10 protein-coding genes are annotated in these 23,228 nt (G+C 62.5%); 7 read left to right on the plus strand and 3 right to left on the minus strand.

The window, feature by feature from the left end; translation table 11 throughout:
• Positions 1 to 152: 152 nt before the first annotated feature.
• On the plus strand, positions 153 to 11,198 hold the full coding sequence (locus ACZXDY_RS03295; RefSeq protein ID WP_464344476.1) for a filamentous haemagglutinin family protein: 11,046 nt from the start codon (positions 153 to 155) through the stop codon (positions 11,196 to 11,198).
• A gap of 128 nt (positions 11,199 to 11,326) precedes the next feature.
• Here the strand turns inward: ACZXDY_RS03295 and ACZXDY_RS03300 are convergent, their stop codons facing one another.
• The 3 genes from ACZXDY_RS03300 to ACZXDY_RS03310 form a co-directional block, all read right to left on the minus strand.
• Entirely contained in the window at positions 11,327 to 12,352 is a 1,026-nt protein-coding gene (locus ACZXDY_RS03300; RefSeq protein WP_464344477.1) for a GlxA family transcriptional regulator, read from the minus strand.
• Between the two features lie 192 nt (positions 12,353 to 12,544).
• Positions 12,545 to 13,063, minus strand: a complete 519-nt coding sequence (locus ACZXDY_RS03305; protein WP_464344478.1) for a prolyl-tRNA synthetase associated domain-containing protein — start codon at positions 13,061 to 13,063, stop codon at positions 12,545 to 12,547.
• Positions 13,064 to 13,087: 24 nt separating this feature from the next.
• Positions 13,088 to 14,914 (minus strand): CocE/NonD family hydrolase, encoded by a 1,827-nt coding sequence (locus ACZXDY_RS03310; RefSeq protein WP_464344479.1) that lies wholly within the window; start codon positions 14,912 to 14,914, stop codon positions 13,088 to 13,090.
• 240 nt (positions 14,915 to 15,154) lie between these two features.
• On the opposite strand from ACZXDY_RS03310, the gene ACZXDY_RS03315 reads away from it, so the two are divergent.
• The 6 genes from ACZXDY_RS03315 (at position 15,155) to ACZXDY_RS03340 (ending at position 23,227) form a co-directional block, all read left to right on the plus strand.
• Positions 15,155 to 16,813 (plus strand): amidohydrolase, encoded by a 1,659-nt coding sequence (locus ACZXDY_RS03315; protein WP_464344480.1) that lies wholly within the window; start codon positions 15,155 to 15,157, stop codon positions 16,811 to 16,813.
• A gap of 35 nt (positions 16,814 to 16,848) precedes the next feature.
• Positions 16,849 to 17,850, plus strand: coding sequence for a CobW family GTP-binding protein (locus ACZXDY_RS03320; RefSeq protein ID WP_464344481.1), 1,002 nt, complete (start codon positions 16,849 to 16,851; stop codon positions 17,848 to 17,850).
• A 199-nt stretch (positions 17,851 to 18,049) separates the two neighbouring features.
• Entirely contained in the window at positions 18,050 to 19,303 is a 1,254-nt protein-coding gene (locus ACZXDY_RS03325; RefSeq protein ID WP_464344482.1) for a sarcosine oxidase subunit beta family protein, read from the plus strand.
• A gap of 18 nt (positions 19,304 to 19,321) precedes the next feature.
• Complete coding sequence (locus ACZXDY_RS03330; RefSeq protein ID WP_464344483.1) at positions 19,322 to 19,645, plus strand: sarcosine oxidase subunit delta; 324 nt, start codon at positions 19,322 to 19,324, stop codon at positions 19,643 to 19,645.
• Positions 19,642 to 22,638: a sarcosine oxidase subunit alpha gene (locus ACZXDY_RS03335; RefSeq protein WP_464344484.1), complete on the plus strand. Its 2,997-nt coding sequence runs from the start codon at positions 19,642 to 19,644 to the stop codon at positions 22,636 to 22,638. The genes ACZXDY_RS03330 and ACZXDY_RS03335 overlap by 4 nt, the downstream gene beginning before the upstream one ends.
• The gene (locus ACZXDY_RS03340) at positions 22,631 to 23,227 is read left to right on the plus strand and encodes a sarcosine oxidase subunit gamma (RefSeq protein WP_464344485.1); all 597 of its coding nucleotides are present in this window, start codon (positions 22,631 to 22,633) and stop codon (positions 23,225 to 23,227) included. The genes ACZXDY_RS03335 and ACZXDY_RS03340 overlap by 8 nt, the downstream gene beginning before the upstream one ends.
• The last annotated feature ends 1 nt before the right edge of the window (position 23,228 follow it).

Consider the following 23,228-nt stretch of genomic DNA (forward strand, 5'->3'; position numbering starts at 1 on the left):
TTGCTTGGGAATTCCTGAGCTCGAACTATTTCTTATTTTTTTTTCGGTGCCGCGCTTCGGCATGTCTCTACGCAGAGGAAAAGCGTCGCTTCGAGTGACGTCATCCACGTGAAATCAGCTTCACGTCAAAGTCTTTGCCGAGAGATCAAGCCATGTCCGTCCAGCCTGCCGCCGACCGATCCCGCCGCGCCACCCTCAAGAACAACTTGCTCGTTGGGGTTAGTGCCGCTGCGCTGCTGCTCGGCAGCATTGCGGGGGCGCAGGCGCGCAGCCTGGGGAGCACAAGCACGGGTTCGGGTTCGCCTGCGGCAGCTACTGCCACGGCCGCGCAGTTGGCCACTCAGCAGTCGTCGCTCGCGGCCAAGCAGGCGCTGGAGTCGATGGCGCGCGCGGCGGCTTCATTGCAGGCACTGCGCGACGGTCAAGCCGCCGTGCGTGCGGCGGCGCTGGCGGCACAAAGCATGGTCCCGAACGGACTGACGCCCGAAGGACTGGTGACGGCGCCGGGGGCCGGAGCCGTCCCGGGCGTCTGGACCGGCGCCGATCTGCCGACGCAGGCCCAGGGTGGAGGCCGCACCACGGTGACCGTCAGGCAGACCGAGCAAAAAGCAATCCTGAACTGGTCCAGCTTCAATGTCGGCCGCGAGACCGATCTGTATTTCAACCAGACCGCCGGTCGTGCCGACGCCGCCAACTGGATTGCGCTCAATCGTGTCACCGATCCGACGCTGGCTCCAAGCCGGATCCTCGGCACGATCAAGGCCGAAGGACAAGTCTACGTCATCAACAAAAACGGCATCATCTTCGGCGGATCGAGCCAGATCAACGTCAACACTTTCGTCGCCTCGTCGTTGGGCCTGTCGGATGAACAGTTCCGCGCCGGCATCAACAAACAGCTGATGGTCTTCGACGATCCATCGGGCAGCAGTATTGCCAAGCCGCAATTCGGCTATCTCGGACAACAAAACCCGAACCAATTTGTCGGGCTCAACGATCCCAGCCAGGTCGCAGGCGCGATCATCGGTGACGCTCCAGGCGATGTGCGGATCGAGGCCGGGGCGCAGATCACAATGGCGAGCGGCGGCAAGGCCCTGATGTTTGCGCCGCACGTCCTCAACTCCGGCCGTATTTCGGCGCCCGACGGCCAGGTCATCATGGCGGCGGCCGAACAGATCTACCTCACGACCGATCAGTCTGGCGTTCGCGGTCTCGACGTCGCCGTCTCGGCGCCGATGCGCTGGATGTTCGACTACTACCATATGGCGACAGTGACCGGTCAGGGAAACTGGGTCGGCGACAACGACTACACGCTGGGCCTGAAGGACGTCGTGTTCCCGGAGATGGCGGCGCGTGGCGCTTCGGTCGGTTACAACGTCGTCAACAATGGCATGGTGCGGGCCGACCACGGCAACATCACCCTGATGTCCCGCGAGATCGTGCAGAACGGCGCGCTCGAGGCCTCGACCGCGTTGAACAACCGCGAAGGCTCCATCCGGCTGCGCGCCTGGGGCGAGGGCATGATGTCCTATGGCAGCTCGATGCCGGAGGGGCCGCCGCTGCGCTACTGGTCGACTGGCACGTTGGTTCTGGGCCCCGGCAGCGTCACCACGGCGATGCCGGACCTCACTGATACCAGTGACATCGAACAGACGTCGCTGGCGACGCGTTACAGTCCCGGTCGCATCGAGATGCGCGGGAAATTCATCGATATCGAGGCCCAAGCCAGCGTCATCGTGCCGGCCGGCACCATCAGCATCGTTGCCAGCACATCGGCCCTGTCAGGCAATGTTCCCATCACAGGGGAGCCGGTGAGGCGCGACGGCAGCCGCGTGTATATCGGCGAAGATGCCTATCTCAGCGTCGCGGGTCTGCAGGACGTCTTGCTCACCATGGAGAGCAACGTCGTCACCGGTGAATTTCGTATCAACGAACTGCGCGATTCGCCTTTGTATCGTGACTCGTGGCTGCGCGGACTGACAGTCAGCGTCGACAAGCGCGTCAGCGGCTTGTTCGGGGACGGGCCCATGGCCGACGTCAACTGGATCGCAGGTTCGCCCGGCAAATGGGTTGGCACGCCGCTAGGCGATTTCTCCGGCTGGATCGGAGTTGGCAAGACAACGCTGGGTGAGCTATCCACCAAGGCAGGCTCGATCTTCATCAAGTCGAGTGGCTCGATCGTAACCCGCGAAGGTTCATTGCTCGACGTCTCTGGCGGCTCGGTGCGCTATGCGGACGGCTGGATCACCACGACCAAGATTCTGGGGGCGGACGGTCGAGTCTACGATATCGGTGCGGCGACGCCCGATCGTCTCTATGTCGGTCTCGCGGGTGGCTTCACTCGCAGGCATGAGCGTGCCGGCATCACCGAGACCTGGCGCAACCCATTGGATCGCAGCAACGGCACGCGGTTCGAACGGGGCTATACCGAAGGCCGCGATGCCGGTTCGATCCAGTTCTTCGCTGCAGAAGCCATGGTGCTCGAGGGTAGCTACTGGGGCGGGGTCATCACGGGGGAACGGCAGGCGGCGTCCGGCCAACTCGCCACCGCCGGCACGTTCACGATTGGCGGCAACGCCGACGAGCATCGCCAGTGGCTGCTGGGCAATCTCATCATCGCTGCCGAGCCGGAGACGCTGCCTGCCAACTTTACCGCGAGCAGCCCGTTGGATGCGAAATGGTACCACGGCACCCAGGATAGAGATACATCGGTTCGCGATAAGACAACCTACCTCGATTCTGATGTGCTGGCCGACGCCGGCATGTCGAAGCTTGCCTTCTATGTCGCCAACAGTTTCACGCTGGACAAGGACGAGAAACTCGAGCTCGCGCCGGGCACGACGTTCAACGTGATTGCCAATGTTGGCACTGTAAATCCGGCCAGCTTTCGAGTTGACGGCAGCATTCGCATTGCTGGCGGTAATGTCTGGTTTGCCGGCGCGGAGACGGCGACCTTCGGTCGCGGCGCCGCGATCGATGTCAGTGGTGAATGGATCAATGGCCCAGATGGCGCGCGGCTTCCCGTGATCAAGGGCGGCACGATCCAGCTCACCGGCGACTTCGCGCCGGGCATCACGCTGGACGTGTCCGGCGGCGGCTGGTACGACACGAGCGGCGCGAAGCCGAAGTTGAAACTCGGCGATGCCGGCGCCATCACGCTGTCGGTCACGGATGCCAATCAGTTGTCGGAACTCGATCTGCGCGGCTACGCGGCAGGTTCGGGTGGCTCACTCACGATTATTACGTCAGGATCGGTCCAGGTAGGCGGCACCGCTCCGGCGGATCCCGCCGTGTTGCGGCTGTCGGAGACGCTCTACAGCGAACGTGGCTTCCGCGGCTTGTCGTTGACGAGTACGGGAAACATTACCGTCGCGGACGGCGCCACGATTTCGCAGCTTCCGTTGAATGTCGATCTCGCCGGCGTCGATGTTTCCGCCTTTGCATCGGGCACACCGATCACTGCAATTGGCAAGCTCGCGTTGCTCCCGACGGCGGATCGGCTGGATCGCAAGCCAACTTCTCTGTCCCTGATCGGCGACAACGTCGCCGTTGGCGCCGGCTCCGTGGTGCGGACCGATGTCCGCGGCTCCGTCTCGCTGGCTGCCATCGGTCATAAGGATCTGACCGATACCACCATCCCCGGCGACGTGATCGTGCGTGGCGTGATCGACGCGCCGGCGGGCTCGATCTCCGTGTCCGCCAATGGCGAGCTCGCGCTCACGGCAGGAGCGCAACTGCTGGCACGCGGCACATCGGTGACGGAGATCGATGCGCGAGGTCTGCGCTCCGGGACGGTGCTGGCCGGAGGCGGTGTCAGCCTCGCTGATGCGGCGGTGATGAAGATCGAAGCCGGTTCGCTGATCGATGTCTCGGGGGCGAGCGGCAGTTTCGATCTGGCGATGGGACGGGGCGCGGTCTGGACCTACAGCCTCGCCAGTAACGGCGGTACGATTGCACTAAAGCTGAGCGGCGCCGCCAATGATGTCGTCGCAGGATCATTCCAGGGATATGCCGGCGGCGCTGGATCGGTCGGAGGCACGATCGATATCTCGGTGGGAAGCTCTTCGGAGCCAACGCCGGGCTTCACGCTTCCGGCGCTGTACTACGTTGACAGGGACACCGGGGCGATCGTCGCGGTCAACCCGCGGAGGAACCTGGACATCTACGCGGAATACAGCTCCGGTTCGGACCTGGCCTTTCAGTTCGCTATCGTACGAAACGACCTTCAGAACGCGACGACCGCTCTCACGCGCGGCGGGGGATTGGCCATCGTCGATCTCAACGCGGACTCGACGCCCAGCAGCCTCCCTCAGCCGCTGGCATCGGTTACGCCACAACTCACCAACCAGATCGCGCTGCTGTCGAAATACTTCTTCACGGATCCTGACGCCACTCAACGCCTGGAGTTGCCGACCGCCAACGTCAAGGTCACGAAGATTTCGGCCGACACCGTGAACAACGGCGGCTTCGCCAATCTCAAGGCAAATACCAGCGGATTCATAGTTGCGCCGGCAATCAATCTGTCGCTCGGAAAATCGATCTCGATCGAGGGCGCGATCAACAGCGGCGGCGCAGGAACGGCCAAGCTGACCGCGCCCTATATCGCGCTCCTCGGCGGATCCGGTTCAGCCGGCCCGGCCGGCGTCGGCAAGGTCGTGCTGACCGCCGATCTGATCGACATCACCAGAGCGGCCTTTAGCGGATTCGCTGAAACGCAGCTGGTGGCGCGCGATCTCCGGATGGGCGGCCTGCTGACCGATCTGCGGTCAAACCGCACCTCGTCGCTCGATGCAGACGGCCGTCTCGAGCTGAAGGTCGGGCAGGTCTATCCGGCTACCGGCATCCTTGCTTCGATCAAGGCCGGCACGCAATTGGTCATCGAGCGCAACGGCGATACAGGGCTGCCACTGTCAGCCGCCGGCACTTTGAACCTCGAGGCGCCGGTGATCGCGCAGAACGGCGTGGTGCGCGCGCCGTTTGGCAGCATCACCTTCACCGCCACGGACAGCATCGCACTGGGCGCAGGAAGTATCACGTCGGTATCCGGCGAAGGTCTCGTGCTCCCTTACGGGACCTTGAGCAACGACGAGTTCTGGAACGATCCGATCACGAAGCCGACCACGGGCAATCCGACGCCAACGCTGAGCAAGCTGCCGGAAAAGAATATCGTCCTCAATGCGCCCGGCGTCACGCTCGCGGCCGGTTCGGTTGTCGACATTCGCGGTGGCGGCGATCTTTATGCTTGGGAGCATGTCCCCGGTCCGGGCGGTTCGCACGACGTGCTGACCCAGGCAGGACTTTACGCGATCATGCCGGGGCTGAATGTATCGACGGCTTCACAGGATCAAGTCTGGCTTGCCGGGGGCAATGGCCTCGCCGCTGGCTGGTACGCCTTGCTGCCGGCGCGCTACGCCTTGCTGCCCGGGGCGTACGCGGTGTCCGTCGTGAAGGAGTCCGCGGGCAAGGAGGTCCTCAATTCCGTGCCGATGGCGGACGGTTCGTTGCTGATGAGCGGTTACCGGGCAGATGCCTATGGCGGAGGCTTCGAGCAGCTCCGCTCGACGTGGCGGGTGATGTCGGGCACGACCTTGCGCAGCTACAGTGAGTACAACGAAGCCTTCGCCAACACCTACTTCGCATCCGACGCGTTCAAGCTTGGGCAATACCGTCTCACCGGCGTCAATATCGTCACGCCGCGGCTTCCAACCGACGGCGGATCGGTGGTGTTCAAGGCGACGACCGAGCTCGTGCTGGAAGGTCTGCTGCAATCGCAACCGGCTGCGGGCGGTCGCGGCGGTCTGGTGGATATCGCCGGGAGCAGGATCGCGATCGTCGGCAGCGGTCAGGATCGTGGCGATCTGACGGGCTATCTGGTGGTCGACGCGAACGCGCTCAGCAAATTCGGCGCCGGCAGTCTGTTGATCGGTGGCGTTCGCAGTGGTGACGCGAGAGGCCTGCGTATCGATGTGACAGCGAGCGACGTTGTCATTCGCAACGATGCGACGAGTGCGTTGACGGGATCGGAAATCCTCTTTGCGGCGAGCGGTACGATTCGCGTCGGCGACGGCAGCGTCATCCTCGCAAGCGGAACAGCCCCGGGCAGCAGCGTCGATCTCGTGATGACGCCGCAGGTCAAGGCGGTCTACGGCGACCTCGGCGGCGTGAGCGATGGCAATCCCGACAATGATGTGCTGTTGAGCCCGTCGAGGGATTACGGTGCCCTGCTTCGTGTCTCCACCGGCAATGCTGTCAAGGTGCTGCGCGAGAATGTCGATATCACGACGGGCGGGATCGTGACGATCGGCGCCAATGCGACACTTGCGGGTGGCAATGCGCTGCTGATCGATGCGACTCAGAACACGTTGGTCGCCGGCAATGCGAAGCTTTCGGGCGTGGCGCTGTCACTGTCGAGCGGCCGGATCGGCTTCGGCGGCGGCACCTCCGGCCTCGTTCTCGATGCGGTGTCACTGGCGCAACTGGCCAATACGCAGGCTCTCACCTTGCGCAGCTACAGCACGATCGACGTCTACACCTCGGTCAATCTTGGCGGTGCCGGTCTGAATGCGGTGACGCTGGATTCTGCCGGGCTGGTTGGTTACGGCAATGGTGCCATCGCGATCAGCGGTCGCAGCATCGCGCTCGATAACAGCGGCGGCAGCTTCAGCAGCCCCGTCGGGGCCGGTCATCTCCAGCTGACACTGAGCGCCGACGAAATCGTTCTTGGCGGCGGCAACAAGGTATTGCGGGGCTTCGATGCGGTCACGCTGAATGCGGGCCGCCAGATCGTCGGGCAGGGCAACGGCAGCATCGAAGCCGATATGGCGACCGTGACGTTAGCCGGTCCGGTGGTGACCGGGCGCGGCGGCGCATCGCAATCGATCGTCACCCAGGGCGCGCTTCGGGTGATCGGCGGCGGCGATAGCGCCATCGATCGTCCCGAACTCAGCCTCGGCACCCGCTTTTCGCTGACAGGATCGAGCGTCGATCTCAGTGGGCGCATCGTGGCGCTTGGAGGTGCCGTCAATCTGACTGCGACCGGTGGCAATGTCGTGATCGGCCAAGGCGGCCTGGTCGATGTCGGTGGCTCCAGGAAGGAGTTCTTTGACGTCGCGCAGTTCGCCGATGCAGGCAGCATCGCATTGACGGCGGTCGGCTCGGTGCTATTGACTTCGGGCGAAACGCTCAATCTTGCCGCGCATGCCGATGGCGGCGCGGCAGGAAAGCTCTCGATGGCCGCATCGAACGGCGGCACCGTGGTGCTCGACGGGCGCATCCAGGCCCAGGCGAAAGTCGGCGAGAAGGGCGGTTCGTTTGCGCTGGACATCGCGACGCTGCCGGACTTTGCCACCATGAGCCAGACGCTGAACGTGTCGGGCTTCTCCGCGTCGCGGCAGTTCCGGATACGCTCGGGCAATGTGGTGATCGACGGCATCACCAACGTCGCGGACTTCGCGCTGGTCGCTGACCGGGGCTCAGTCACCCTGGCGGGCGTGATCGATGCTCGCTCGGAATATGGCGGCACGATCGCAGTCAGCGCCGGCAACGGGCTGACGATGCTGAGCTCCGCCCGGCTGCAGGCCGGCGCCAACGGCGAATTCGGTGGCGGGCGCGTGACGCTGGAAGCCAGCGGCGGCCAGTTGGATCTGCGCGGTGGAAGCATCGACGTTTCCGGCGCCGAGGGGGGCCGTGTACGCTTCCGCGCGCGGCAGTCGGCCGGTCACGACGAGATCGCGGTCGGCAATCTCCAGGCCAATATTGTCGGCGCACGTTCCGCCGTGCTCGAAGGCGTCAGCGTCTATGACAGCAGCTCGGTTGACGCGGTCCGCGCGGCGGCGATTGCCGATGCCAACAATTTCGCTGGCCGTGCCGCGGCGATTGCTGCACGCCTCAATGCCTCGGGCAGCCTTGCCGTGATGCCCGGCATCGAGATCCGAAGCTCGGGCGACCTCGTCGCCGAAACCGACTGGAATCTGTTTGCCGACTTCGGTGCCAACGCCCGCGCCGGCGGACTGACGCTGCGTGCGGCCGGCAATCTCACCATCCTTGGCCATCTCAGCGATGGATTCTCGGCGGCGGACCGGAGTGGTGTACTGCAGGATACCGCCTCGTGGGATCTGCGGCTCGTCTCCGGTGCCGATCTGACCTCGGCAAGCGCGCTTGCGGTCGCTCCGCTGGCGGCTCTGCCATCAGGCAGCGGTTCGCTCATTGTTGGCGATGCCGCCGTCGGCAAGGTCGTCCGCACCGGCACCGGTGATATCGGTGTCGTGGCTGGCCGCGATCTGGTTCTGGCGCACAACGAATCCGTCATCTACACAGCGGGACGAGCTGACCAGACCTCGTTTGCCGACTTCATCGTGCCGGTGAATGCGACTTATGGCATCAAGGGCGGTAATCTCACAATCTCGGCGCAGGGCAGCGTTGGGTCGGTGCTGCCGGCCAATCCGGACGACAACCAGCTGTTCGTGGAGTGGCTGAAGAAGGTCGGCTCGACCGACGGAAGCTATGTCTATCTGCCGGGCCAGCAGAGCTCATGGTGGGTCGATTACGGCAATTTCCAGCAAGGCGTCGGTGCGCTCGGCGGCGGCAACGTGTCGGTCAATGTGGGCGGTGATCTGGTCAACTTGCTGGTGGCGCTGCCCACCAACGGCCGCGTCCGCGGCGGAATGTCGAGCGGCGAGCCCAAGCTTCTCGAAATCCGCAACGGCGGCCTGATGGAGGTCGAAGCCGGCGGCGCGATCCGCGCAGGCTATTATTATGTGGGACGTGGCGCCGGCACCATCAGCGCGGGCGAATTCACCGTCGGACGCACGGTGTTTGCACAGCAGTCGGCGACGCAGATCGATGTCTATGCCATTGCACCGGTGATTGCGCTTGGCGACGCGACGATGAAGGTCAGAACCGCTGGTGACCTGCTCCTGCAGACGGTCATGGATCCCCTGTTGCTCAGCTCCGACTCCCTGAAGCTCGGCGGTCAGGATTTCTACAACGCCCATATGAGCGGTTACACTGATCGGACGGCACTCGACCTGCTGGCGGTAGGCGGCAACGTGACGTTGGCCAACCAGGGGAGATTTCTCTCCAAGGACCTCAATATGTCCAGCGGCGGCGTCTACACGGACGATATCGACTATTCGATCATCGGTCTGATGGCGACCAATCTCTATCCCTCAATGACGCGCATCGCTGCTCTCAACGGATCGGTGACCAACCTCAATCGTCTCTACACGGCTCCCGGAAGCCATCCCGAACTCCGTATCCTCGCCGAAACTGATGTGATGCTCGGTGAAATAACCATGTCACGGGCGACCCTCGAGATGATGCCTTCGCCTTTCAGGCCTGTGGGCGGAGGCGCAGGTGCGGCTATCCAGCTCGTGAAGTATCCATTCGAGCTCGATTTCCAGTCACCTGCGAACAGTGGATTTCATGCTCTCCTGTTCAATACCATGACGTTCGAGAATCCGATCAGTCACAGCGACAGTCCGCATCGCAGCTATATCGAAGGCGTTCGCAATCCGGATCATTTGGCTAACGAGGGCGACGAGGAGCCCAGCCGTATCTTTGCAAGAAGTGGCACAATATCGGGCTCGCCGATCGTTGCCGGCAACGTGATGCGCCTCGGAAAGGTCACCACCAACGAGCAGACTTGGTTCCGTGCCGGGGCCGATATTCGCAATATCAGCTACGACCTGCGTAACGTTCATCGTTCTGATGTTTCGCTGCTCGAGGCCGGAAACGATATCATCGGTTATAACATCGATATCCAAGGCCCGGGCATGATTGCACTGGCAGCGGGGCGAGACGTCTATAGCACGAACTTCGTGATCAACAGTCGTGGTAACTACTACGCCTACGCCGACAACCGCCCGGTCGAGACCTCGGAGATTCGGGGACTGCCGCGCGACGGCGCCGCGATCTCCGTGATGGCCGGCCTCAAAGGCAAGCAGCCCTCCTACGATGCGCTGGCGGCAGCTTATCTCGATCCTGCCGATGTCACGGCGATGCCGGATTACCTGAAGGCGACGATCGATGGCGTCATGCTGCCAATCTACCTGACCGACGCCTTCGAAACGCGCGGCGGATCTTCGCACAAGGTCAGGTCCGGCCTGGTCTCGTTCATCCAGGAGATCACCGGCGAGACCTTGTCGCCGCTCGGCGCCTGGACGCGCTTCCAGTCATTGCCTGCGCTGACGCAGCAGCGCTTCCTGCGCCAGGTGTATATTCAGGAGTTGAAGGCTGCCGGCGACGATCAGAACACGCTCGATGCGGATGGTCGGCCGATCCACGGCGGCTACAAGCGTGGCTACACCGCGATCGAGACGCTGTTCCCCGGCAAGGACTGGAGCGGCGATATCAAGATCGGCAACACCGCGTTCCTCACTATGGCTGGCGGCGGTATCGAGACGCTGACACCGGGCGGCGGACTACAGGTGGCGGCGCTGGGCACGGTGGTGCCGCCGGGCGCCGGCCTGGTCACGCTTGGTTATGGTGACATCAACATCTTTGCGCGCGACAGTGTGACGGTGAACCGCTCGCGCATCCTCACCTTCGCCGGCGGCGACGAGGTGATCTGGTCGACGCTCGGCGATATCGACGCCGGCCGCGGCGCCAAGACCACGCGCGTGCCGTCGGCGCCGGAAATCGCCACCGATGCCGACGCCGTTACGAAGGTCATGGAAAAGGCTGACATTTCCGGCAGCGGCATCGGCACCATCATCGGCTTCACCGGTGTCGAGGCCGGCGACGTCTCGTTGATCGCTCCGGTCGGCACGGTGGATGCGGGCGACGCCGGAATCCGGGTCAGCGGCAATTTCACCGTGGCGGCGATGTATGTGCTCAACACCGACAACATCAAGGTTGGCGGTGAGACCAAGGGCGTGCCGAAGGTGCAGGCCCCGGCCGTCAATCTGACGGTCGAAACCAAGGACAAGGCAGCGGCCGACGCGGTCAAGGACGCGACGCAGCAGCCCGCGAATGACCGGCCGTCGATCATCATCGTCGAGCTGCTCGGCTTTGGCGGCGAGAGCGATCAGGAAACGCCGCGACGCGATCAAAAGCCGCCTCAGGAGGAAGAACGTCGTAGGAACAATCGGCGCAGTTACAACTACGATCAGACAAGTCCGGTTCAAGTATTGGGGGCCGGTGCGCTGTCGGATGTGCAGACCGAGGCTCTGATCTACGAGAAGAAAAAGCAGGTGCGCTGACCCCAAATGTGGCCGATATCACCAGCGACTCTCCCGGTATCGTCGACCGGCGGCTGGGGCTTCGGCCGCGGAGTCTGATCAACATGCCGCTGACTGAGCGCAGCAATCAATCTCGTGAGAAACTGAGTTCAGGCAGGGTCATAGACCCGGCGACCTTCCGCGCTTGGTTCGAGATCTGGGACGCTACCGACAGATCTCTTGCGATCCCCGGACGGATTGCTCCCAAACGTGGATTTGTAGGCCTTGCTGAGATGGGATCCGTCGACAAATCCGGTTTCCGCAGCGATGGCCGCAAGCGTCATCTCGGTCTTCATCATCCAGCGTGCATGCTTCAACCGCAAGCGCAAATAGGCGTTCTGAGGCGACTGACCCGTCTCGTCCTTGAACAGCCGCTCGAGTTGACGTGTGCTGAGGCGGACCTTCGCCGCCAGCCGGGCAATGGAAAGGGGGGACGACAGGTTCTGCTCCATGATCAACAAGGCGCGCGAGATCCGACTATCGTTGCCGACGAACTCCGTAGGCGGAGCCGATTGAGCCGATGAGCCCGGTCGCATCCGGTCGATCTGCATGATGTGAAGCGCTTTCTGCGCGTTGGACAGGCCAAGGCGCAACTCGACGATGTGCGCCGCAAGATAGGCTGCGCCGATCCCGCCCGAGCACGTGATGCGCCTGCCATCGACAACGAACAATTGGTCTGCAATCGGCAACGTGTCGCCGAACTCCTCCAGGAAGTCGCGATAGTGGTACCAACTGATGCAGCACTTCTTCTGGCGCAGGAGGCCCAGGCGCCAGAGAATGAAGCTGCCGGTGCAGACACCGACGATCGCCGCGCTGGACTCGGCCGCCGTCAAAAGATATTTGCCGGTGCGCTCGTCGATCTGCGGACCGTCGTGAAGCAGGCCTCCGACCACAACGATGTAGTCGAGCTCGGACGGGTCGATGAATTTGGAGGTGGGCGTGACCAGCACGCCGCTGCTGGACCTGATTGGATCGCCGCCCGCGGACATGATGTGCCATTGGCATCGGATTGGACGGCTGTTGTCCCCGTCGTCGGCCGCCAATCGCACGACATCCAGGAAGTTCGAGAACGCCGTCAGCGTGAAGTTGTTCGACAATATAAAGCCGACGCGAAGCGGTCGTATCGTTCTCTCCATCCCTGCCTCCGAGCGTATCCGCGCGAGGGCCGGGGCTTCGGCCTTGTCGTGGAACCGCATCTCCCCAATCTCGCGATCGGAGCGCCATATTGCGGTTATTACGAAAGCAAAAACAAGACCATTCGGGAGGCCGCGAACCCGGGCTCTGCGCCAGCGACCTGCCCAAGCGGGGAGCCGCAGCAGATCGATTGCTCAGGTCGGGCTGTCGTCGTCCAGGTCGATGTAGGAAGGATCGCGGCCTGTAACGGCCAGGAACTTCTCGAGCGCCTCCCGTGACAACGACGTCGTCCTCTGGTTGCTGAGGGGATGGCAATTGATCGTCGCCACGCCGGCCAATTTTTGGTCCAGCACAACCCTGACTTTTCGTTCCTTGTCGTTGACAACCGCCAGCACCGAGACGGCGCCGGGTTGGATGCCGAGCAACTCCAGCAGCGCATCGGCCGATCCGAACGACAGGCCTCCTTTCGCGCCGATCTTTCGAGCCAACTGCTTGAGATTGATGACTGCGTCCTCGTCGGTCACGAAAAGAAAGTAGTTCTTCTTGCCGTCGCGCAGGAACATGTTCTTGGTGTGCAAGCCGGGAATATCGCCGCGAAGGCTCTTCGACTCCTCGACGGTGTGCACCGGCGGGTGTTGGAAAGTGCGTGCCTCGATGCCGTTGCTCTCGAGATAGGCCAGAAGTTCGTCGCTTTGGTTCATGCTGCTGCTCATAGACCGCTTTCCTCTAGCCGCTGCTCATGCTGGCCGCAATGGCAGCTTGATGTGTGAGGCATTGCCGCCACCGCGAAGCACCTCGATCCGCAGTGGACCTGTCGCGGGGATGCGCTGGAAATGGTCCGCATCTGCGCCCGCGAGAGACAATCTGATCCTGCTCCCCGCCAGAAAGGTCCAGGCGACAGGGAGCAATGAGAAACGAAACAAATGAGGTTGGCCAGGCACCAGCTCTCGCGCCTGATCTCGCGTGCAAGCGTGGAATATGCCAGGCGTCTGATAGTTGCTTGGCATGGGACTTTCCGCCCGATGGAGCGCGCGAAGGCACCCTTCGGTGACGTAGAGAGATTCTCCGTCAGGAAGTATCTCGGAGAGATAGGCGTGGATTGCAAAATCGGGTGCCGGAACTGATATCCAGAGATTGACCAGGCAATGGCCGCTCAGTTCGGTGTTGTGAGGCAATTCGGGGCCTGCGTAGTTCAGCATGGAGCGGTCACGGCCATCCCAGTCCGTATAATACTGCCGGCTGTCGATCGCTGCGATCCGCTCGTATCGCGTCTGTCTGCCTGTTCCCGCACCAAAGTCGATCTCGTGAGAGTCGGTCGCCGCTTTGCCTGCCGCATCGGCGAGCTTTCCGTCGAGCGCCAGAAAAAGCGTTTTCGATGCGTCGAACGGCGGCCAGGTATCAGCACAGCGCCACCTCTCGTCATGTACAGAGAAATAGTGCACCGGCTTCTCCGAGCGGAGGCCGGTGTCATGTCCGGCGAGGTGCTCGTCGAAGAACCTCAAGACCTCAGCGACAATGTCGAATTCCGGGAGTTCGTCCGCACGCCACCGTGAGCAATTGATGCGTGCGCCATGATCCCACGGGCCGAGGAGAAGGTACTTGTTCTGGTTCGGCAAGGTGAGAAACCGGCTGATCGCTCCGTTCGCGTAGCCAGCGCCGTCCATCCAGCCGGAGACGGAATAGACCGCCACATCTCTCCTGATGCCCTTGCAATAGTTCGCCGGGCTGATGGCATCGGACGAGTGCCCGGCGAATTGGGAAAGGGGGGCGCTCCTGAATTCCATGGCGCGCATCAGCTCCGGCATGCGGAAATTGCCGGAGTGTTCGTCGATTGCCGCTCTGCAGTCGGAGCCGTCCGGATCGTCATCGACGGGATGCGGTCCCCTGAAGGCGGGATTGGAGTAGTAGACGAACTCCTTGAGCAGATCGCGCTTATCCTGGTCGAGGCCGGTCATCAGGCGATCGTAGACATCGGCGAGATTGGTCAGAAGTATCCCGCCGGGGTAATAGTTATCCAGATAGGTGTCCCAGACAGAGAATAGTGGGGCGATCGCCTTGACGGCAGGATGCGATGTCGAAGCAAGGAAATCGCTGGCCGCCCCGAGATAGGATATCCCGGTCGCGCCGATCGCGCCGTTCGCCCAGGGTTGTTGGACGATCCATTGGGCCACCTCGTAGGCGTCGTCTCGCTCGCGGGGAGACCTGAAAATGTCGCGCGTACCGAAGCTCGCTCCCGTGCCTCTGACGTCGGCGACGACAAGCGCGTATCCTCGCGGGACGAAGGTGTCGCGATATTTGGCAACGTTCGGCGATGGCTCGACATTCTTGGCCGCGGGATCGACTGCGAAACGCCGGTAGTACGGAGTTTGAATCAGGATGGTCGGCCAGGGTCCGCCCTGTTCCGGCCCGCCGGGAAGATACACATCGGCGGCGAGCCGGCAGCCATCCCTCATTTTCAAGTAGATCGACTTCGGCGGAGTTACCTTGTGGGTCCCGGGCCTGCCGCGGATGTACCGGCTCGGCGGTAGCATCCAGGCATCCCCGCGCATGTCGCTATCGGCCATCTGAAAATCCCGAAGTCCTGTCGTTTTGACGCCCGCGACAAGCTGCACGAGCAGGAGGGCCGATCATCACGGCTACACGTCCATAGGCAAGATGCGGGGCCGTACGTGTCGCGTCGTTACGCGAGCGATGTCGCAAGCTTCCAACCGCGAAGGGAAGCGAAAGTGCACATTGCTCCACGGTTCGAGTAACCGGGCCGCTCGGCTCATTGGCGAGCTGACCAGACACTCAGGGGAGATCAAATGGGAGATATCACGGTCTATCGGGCGCGGAAGGTTGTTACGATGGATCCGGGTCGTCCTTTCGCCCAATGCGTGGCGGTGAGAGATGGTCGTGTTCTGTCGACCGGCACGATCGAGACCATGCAGCCCTGGCTGAAGCGGTACCCCTACAAGATCGACGATACCTTTGCGGACAAGGTCATCCTGCCGGGATTCATCGATCCCCACACGCACTTCGCGTTCTCGGCCGGTTATCTCGCGATGCACTACATCGGCCCGATCGACTCGCCAGGACCGCACGGCATCAACAAGGGACTGCCCACCCGCGCGGAGGTTCTCGCCAAGCTTCGCGAAGCTGCCAAGACTGACGCTGATCCGAGTGCACCGCTCATCGCCTGGGGATTGGATCCCGCATCCCAAGGCGGACATCTCCATCGCGACGAGCTCGATGCCATCTCCCTTGATCGGCCGATGTGGGTCATCTCTTACGCTCCGCATTTTATCTACCTGAACAGCGCGGCGCTGGAACGGGCCAAGGTTCCCGACAACACCAATGTGCACGGCGTGATGCGGTATCCGGACGGCAGGTTGAACGGACAGTTCGTTGAGCTGGAGGCGGGACGTCTCGCGCTCGGCGCGATGCGCGAAGCGATCGCGGAGCGTGGCGGCGTCGATGGCCTGAAGCGAATGGGAGACATCGCGCGCAAGGCCGGCGTCACCACGACCGCCGAAATGATCTTCGGCAAGGGAAACTTCGAGAACGAATGGGCGCTCCATGCGAAGGTGGTTCCGGACGAGAGTTTTCCGCTACGCATGGGCCTTGTTTCGCTCGAGCTCGCACTCTACGCCGATCACGGCAGCAAAGGCGCAGATTTTCTTCTCGATGCGATGAAGAGGAGTGGCGACAAGCTCTTCTTTCATGGCGTGAAGTTTCTATCTGACGGGTCATTCCCGGCGATGTCCCTACGGCTGAATTTTCCTGGTTATCTCGACGGAAGCAACGGCCTGCGCAATGATGTCCCGTGGGATGAGCTCCACGAGCGGATGCTTCCGTATTGGAAGGCGGGTATCCAGATCCACTGCCACGCAAACGGTGACGAAGCGGTGGATGCGTCGCTCAACGCCCTGGCCAAGCTTCAGAAGGCGCAGCCGCAATTCGACCATCGTTTCACCTTGGAGCACTACTGCATCAGCACGCCCGACCAGGCCCGCCGGCTAAAGGCGCTCGGCGGCGTCGCCAGCGTGAACAATTATTTCGTGCACTATCGCAGTCAGCTTCACGCCGAAGAGGGGTTCGGGCCGGATCGTTCCGAGGCGGTGGCGCGATTGGGGTCCCTTGAGCGCGAAGGAGTGATCTTCGCGCTTCACTCCGACTACTCGCTGGTCCTCGTTCCGCTCCATCCGTTGACCGCCGCCTGGGTCGCGGTCAATCGCATCGCCCTGGATGGAAAGACGGTGCTGGCGCCGGGCGAACGGATCGGCGTCGAACGAGCGCTGCGTGCGATCACGATCGATGCCGCTTACGTGCTGGGCGCCGAACAGCGATTGGGCAGTCTGGAGCCGGGGAAGTTCGCCGACTTTGCCGTGCTCGAAGCCGATCCGTTCGAGGTCGATCCCGTCGATCTCAAGGACATCAAGATCTGGGGCACGGTTCTCGGCGGCAAGCCGCAACCCGCATGACAGCCGAATCCCGCGATCAAGCCGACGACGTCGCTGTGCCGGTTAATCCGACAGCCGGCAAAGAAACGCTGGCCATGTTGATGGGCATCTTTGAGGCCGCGAGGGTCGTTCCTCGCGCGGTCGCACCGATATCGCTGCCTTTGACGATCGTCAGCGGATTCCTGGGGGCGGGAAAGACAACGCTGGTGAACCGTCTGCTCTCCGAGCCCGCGGGCAGGAGGATAGCCGTACTCGTCAATGATTTTGCGGCCGTGAACATCGACGAGGAGCTGATCCGCTTTCAAAGCGAGGATACGATCGGCCTGACGAACGGTTGCGCGTGCTGTTCCATCAACGGCGATCTGGTCAACGCGATCCAGCGGCTGATCGAGCGAAAAGAACCTCCCGACGCCATCGTCCTTGAAGCGAGTGGGCTCGCGGATCCGCGCGGCATCGCGCAGGTCGCATTGGCCAATCCTGCAATACGGCTCGATGCTATCCTCGCACTGGTGGACTGCGAAACATTTCCCGAGCGCATCAGGGATGAGAGAACCCGGCCGACGATGCTGGCGCAGTTGTCTGCGGCCGATATCGTCGTGATGAGCAAATCCGACCTCATCGAGGATCGGCGGGATATGATCAAGGGGCTAATCGAATCAGCGGCTCCGGGCCGCACCGTCCTCGAGGCGACGCACGGCGACATTCCTGCCGATATCGTGCTGGGCGTGAACGCTAGTCCCTCGTCGACATTCGGATGCTCAGACACCGGCCATCACACCTCATTCGCCTCGACAACGCGTAGCTGGTCGGCGCCGGCAGACAGAGACGCGATCATGCGGGCGTTGCGCGAGCTTCCGCCGAATGTCATACGAGCAAAGGGTATCTTTTGCTTCAAGGACGACGAACAACGAAGATTCGTCTATCAGCGGGTCGGCAAGCGCGAGAGCCTTGAAGCCGTATCTGCCCCCTCATCGATTGCCCAGCATGCCTCGAGGCTCGTCCTGATGGGCTTCTCCGAGCAGTGGGATGAGGCCGAGGTATCCCGGCTCATACCATGACCAGGGGTGGTGATGCCGCACTTCCGCCCAGTGTGGCGCACCCGGTTCGATACCGTCCAATCCGGAAGCCCGACGCACCCGGCGACTGCCGCGTCGATCGGCGGGATGTCGCTTTCATCCAACAAGCGCGGCGAGCGGATGCTGGCGAGATCGTATCGGCAGGCGATAATAAATCGCAGTTATTCTGGCACGGGCACCCATGAGACGATTCTCTGCAATTTCCTTGTTTCGCGAAGCTCTCGGGGGGCATGAGACGTGGCCGCGGCAGTGGCGTTCGCCCGAACCGAAGCCTGCCTACGATGTTGTGATTGTCGGAGGCGGTGGGCACGGTTTGGCGACGGCATTCTACCTGGCCGAACGGTACGGACTAACAAACGTCGCGGTCGTGGAGAAGGGATGGATCGGAGGCGGGAATACGGGCCGTAACACGACGATCATCCGATCGAACTATCTCTTTGACGAGAGCGCCAGGCTCTACGAGCATGCCCTGAAACTGTGGGAAGGGCTCTCGCAGCAGCTGAACTACAATGTGATGTACTCCCCGCGGGGCGTCCTGATGTTGGCGCACAACATTCACGACGTCCAAAGCTTCAAGCGGCATGTCCATGCCAACAGGCTCAACGGTATCGACAATGAATGGCTGTCTCCACAAGAGTGCAAGGAGTTCTGTCCTCCGCTGAACGTTGGCGGCGCCATGCGCTATCCGATCTTTGGCGGCGCCTTGCAGCGGCGAGGCGGCACCGCCCGGCACGATGCTGTCGCGTGGGGGTACGCAAGAGCCGCGGACGCGCGTGGCGTCGACATCCTGGAGAACTGCGAGGTCCTCGGCATCCGCCGCGCGGCATCGGGCCGAGTGGAAGGGATCGAGACGTCAAGGGGCTTCATTCGGGCCGGCAAGATCGGAGTCGTTGCGGCCGGCAACACCAGCGTCGTCATGAACATGGCCGGGGTAAGGTTGCCGCTGGAGAGCTTTCCGCTCCAGGCTCTGGTCTCAGAGCCCGTCAAGCCGGCCTTTCCCTGCGTGGTGATGTCAAACACCATTCACGCCTACATCTCGCAATCCGACAAGGGAGAGATGGTCATCGGCGCCGGCACCGACGCCTACACATCCTATTCACAGCGGGGCGCGCTGCATATCGCAACCCATACGCTCGACGCCATCTGCGAGCTTGTGCCGATGTTCAGAAGACTACGGATGTTGCGCAACTGGGGGGGCATCGTCGACGTAACCCCCGATCGGTCCCCCATCGTGGCGAAGACGCTGGTGCCTGGGCTCTACGTCAATTGTGGCTGGGGCACTGGAGGATTCAAGGCGACGCCAGGTTCAGGCGACGTTTTCGCGTGGACGATCGCGAAGGATGATCCTCATCCGATCAACGCGCCTTTCACGATCGAGCGATTTCGCGATGGCGTGATGATCGACGAAGCCGCTGCTGCGGCGGTGGCCCACTAGTTTTGGAAATCCAGTCACATGCTTCTCATCAAGTGCCCCTTCTGCGGTCCGAGGCCAGAACTCGAGTTCTCCTACGGAGGACAGGCTCACATTGCTCGTCCGAAGGATCCGGCGTCTCTCGATGACGAGTCCTGGGCGGAGTACCTGTACATAAGAAGCAATCCGAAAGGACTGCACGCGGAACGCTGGAGGCACATTCACGGCTGTGCGCGCTTCTTCAACGTACAGCGGAATACGGTCTCCGATGCGATCGTGGCGACCTACAAGATCGGCGAGGAGCCTCCCAAACCGGTCGACCCGGGGTTGGAAGAGTGGTCCAGCAGGAGCGGGGCGGCGCTATGAGATACCGGCTTCCCGCGGGCGGCCGCATCGATCGCAGCAAGCCGCTGTCGTTCCACTTCGACGGCAAGAAATATTCCGGGTTCGCGGGCGACACGCTCGCTTCGGCCCTGATCGCCAACGGCGTGCATCTCGTCGGCAGGTCGTTCAAGTACCATCGCCCTCGCGGCTTTTTGTCCGCGGGGCCGGATGAACCGAATGCGCTGGTAGGCGTGGGCAGCGAGGAAGCGCGTTATACGCCGAACCTTCGCGCAACCCAGCTCGAGCTGTACGACGGCCTCGTGGCCGAGAGCCAGAACCGTTGGCCGTCCTTGTCGCTCGACTTCAGCGGCGCAAACGACCTGTTCTCGCGATTTCTCCCGGCGGGCTTCTACTACAAGACCTTCATGTGGCCGGCGTCGGCGTGGAAGAAGCTGTACGAGCCGATGATCCGGCGGGCCGCCGGGCTGGGGCGCGCCCCGGAAGCGGCCGACGCCGACCGTTATACGCAAGTGTACGGGCATTGCGATGTCCTGGTCATCGGTGCAGGACCGGCCGGCCTCGCAGCCGCGCTGGCGGCGGCGCGATCCGGAGTGAAGGTCTTCGTCTGCGACGAGCAGGACCAGATGGGAGGCTCGCTGCTGTCGGAGCGGGAAGCAACCATCGACGGGCAGGGGGCCGCCGATTGGCTGGAGCAGACCATCCAGGAATTGAAGTCGCGAACGAACGTGGTCCTGTTGCCGCGGACCACCGCGTTCGGTTGGTATCCGCACAATTTCCTTGGGCTATGTGAGCGCGTCACGGACCATTTGGGACTGGCAATCACAAAGCAGCCGCGGGAGCGAATGTGGCAGGTGCGGGCCAGGGAAGTGATCCTTGCGACCGGCGCCATCGAAAGGCCGCTGGTGTTTCCGGACAATGATCGCCCCGGGATCATGATGGCCGAGGCGGCGCGGACATATCTCAATCGCTACGGAGTGTTGCCCGGCAGCCGGGCGGTTGTCTTCACCGCCTGCGACAGCGCTTATCGCGCGGCGCTTGAGTTGAAGAGCGCGGGCGTTGAGATCGCTGCGATAGCGGATGTGAGATCAGCTCCGAATGGCCGGTGGATCGAGCGGGCGCGAGCCGCCGGCATCGACGTGCGTCCATCCACGGTGATCGCCGGCACTTACGGCCGTCTGCGCATCTCGCATGCCGATCTGGCGCGAATTTCCGGAGGAAGCACGGGGCATCCCGAAACCTTCGCGTGTGACCTTCTGCTGATGTCGGCTGGCTTCACGCCGAGTGTGCACCTGTTCTCGCAGTCGCGCGGCAAGCTCGTCTATGACGAGAATCTGAAGGCATATCTGCCGGGCACTTCGGTCGAGCGCGAGCGTTCTGTGGGAGCGTGTCGAGGCGTATTCGACCTCGGCGCATCTCTCGCCGACGGGTTCGCGGGAGGACTCAGTGCGGCAAAGGCGTCGGGAGGAACTGTGGCGGCCGAGCACGAGTTTTCGGTTTTCGCTCAATCGTTGGGCAGGGATGGTCTCATCGGTGCCCCGCCGAGCGGCGGCAAATCGCGACGAACGCGGGCCTGGGTCGACTTTCAGAACGACGTCACCGCAAAAGACATCGAACTCGCGACGCGCGAAGGCTTTCGATCCATCGAGCATGTCAAGCGCTACACGACCACGGGTATGGCGACCGACCAGGGCAAGACGTCCAACATGAACGCGTTGGGCATCGTCTCGCAAACGCTGGCGTTGCCCGTCTCCCAAGTCGGGCTGACCACATTCCGCCCGCCATATACGCCGACAACCTTCGGCGCGTTCGCCGGCCAGTCCAGAGGAGAGCTGTTCGATCCGGTTCGGAAAACGTCAATCCACGAATGGGCGCGCGAGAACGGCGCCGTCTTCGAGGATGTGAGCCTTTGGAAACGAGCTCATTATTTCCCGCGACCGGGCGAGGACATGCACGCGGCGGTCAGGCGCGAATGCAAGGCGACACGGGAATCGGTCGGGATTTTCGACGCTACCACGCTCGGCAAGATCGAGGTTGTCGGCAAGGACGCTGCCGAATTCATGAACCGGATGTACACCAATGCATGGACCAAGCTTGAGCCGGGGCGTCTGCGCTACGGGGTTATGCTGCGCGAGGACGGCTTTGTCATGGACGACGGCGTCGTCGGGCGAATGTCGCCAGATCGCTTCCACGTCACGACGACGACGGGTGGCGCCGCCCGCGTGCTCGCCCTCATGGAGGACTACCTGCAAACGGAGTGGTCAGACCTCGACGTCTGGTTGACGTCGACCACCGAGCAATGGGCCGTCATTGCCGTCCAGGGACCGAATGCACGCAAGGTGCTGGAGCCGCTCGTGCACGGCATCGACATCTCCCAGCAGGCCATGCCGCACATGAGCGTGCAGGAGGGGCATATCTGCGGGGTGCCGACGCGACTTTTCAGGGTCTCCTTCACCGGCGAACTGGGCTTCGAGGTCAACGTCCCCATGGGATATAGCCGTGGGGTGTGGGAGGCGATTTACGCCGCGGGACGCGAGTTCGGCATCACGCCTTACGGCACCGAAACGATGCACGTTCTCCGGGCTGAGAAGGGATACATCATTGTTGGTCAGGAGACTGATGGCACCGTGACCCCCGATGACGTGGGGCTGGCCTGGGCGATCGGGAAGGCCAAGAAGGACTTCGTCGGCAAACGTTCGCTGGCGCGGCCCGCCATGAGCCGAAGCGATCGAAAACAACTGGTCGGGCTGCTCACTGTCGATCCGAACATCGTGCTGGAGGAGGGGGCGCAGGTCGTCGCCGATCCGTCCGAGCCTGTCCCCATGACGATGATCGGCCACGTTACATCGTCGTACTGGAGCGTTGCGCTCGACCGCTCGATCGCTCTGGCCTTGGTGCAAGGCGGCCGGGCGCGCATCGGCTCACGCCTGAGCGTTCCGATGCCAAGCGGGCCCGTGACGGTCGAAGTCGTCCAGCCGATATTCTACGATCCGGAAGGGAAGCGTCTCGATGGTTGAGGCAACGATCGTCAGGGTGAACTCGCTAGCGGCCGTCAGCCGCGACAGCGCCAGTTCTCCGCAGGTTTCGCTAGCGGTGCTGCCCGATGCGGCGAAATTGGTGTTTCGCGGACGACCCTCGTCGATCGGCGTCGCCGGAGAGGCATTCGGCGTCGAGTTGCCCCAGACCGCCAACCGCTTCCGCGAGGCGGCGGGACGCAAAGCCTATTGGTTGGGTCCGGACGAGTGGTTGCTGGAAGCGATCGGAGTGGATTCTTCTGAGCTGTTCTCAACGATGTCGGAAAAGCTCGCCTCCCATTCCTGTTCCCTCGTCGATGTCAGTCATCGATCCGACTCCATGGCGATAAGGGGACCGATGAGCGAATACGTGCTCAACCACGGCTGCCCGCTCGATCTCTCCGAACGAGCATTTCCGGTCGGGATGTGCACGCGCACCATTCTCGGCAAGTCGCCGATAGTGCTCTCCCGAACGGAGCAGGAGGTGTTTCATCTGGGCGTCTGGCGCTCTTTCTCGCCTTACGTCTGGTCGTTCCTGGACGAAGCCCGCCAGGAATTCCTCCACGATCAGTCGGCAAGGTCACCCACGTGAT

The organism is Bradyrhizobium sp. LeoB3 (assembly GCF_055456055.1).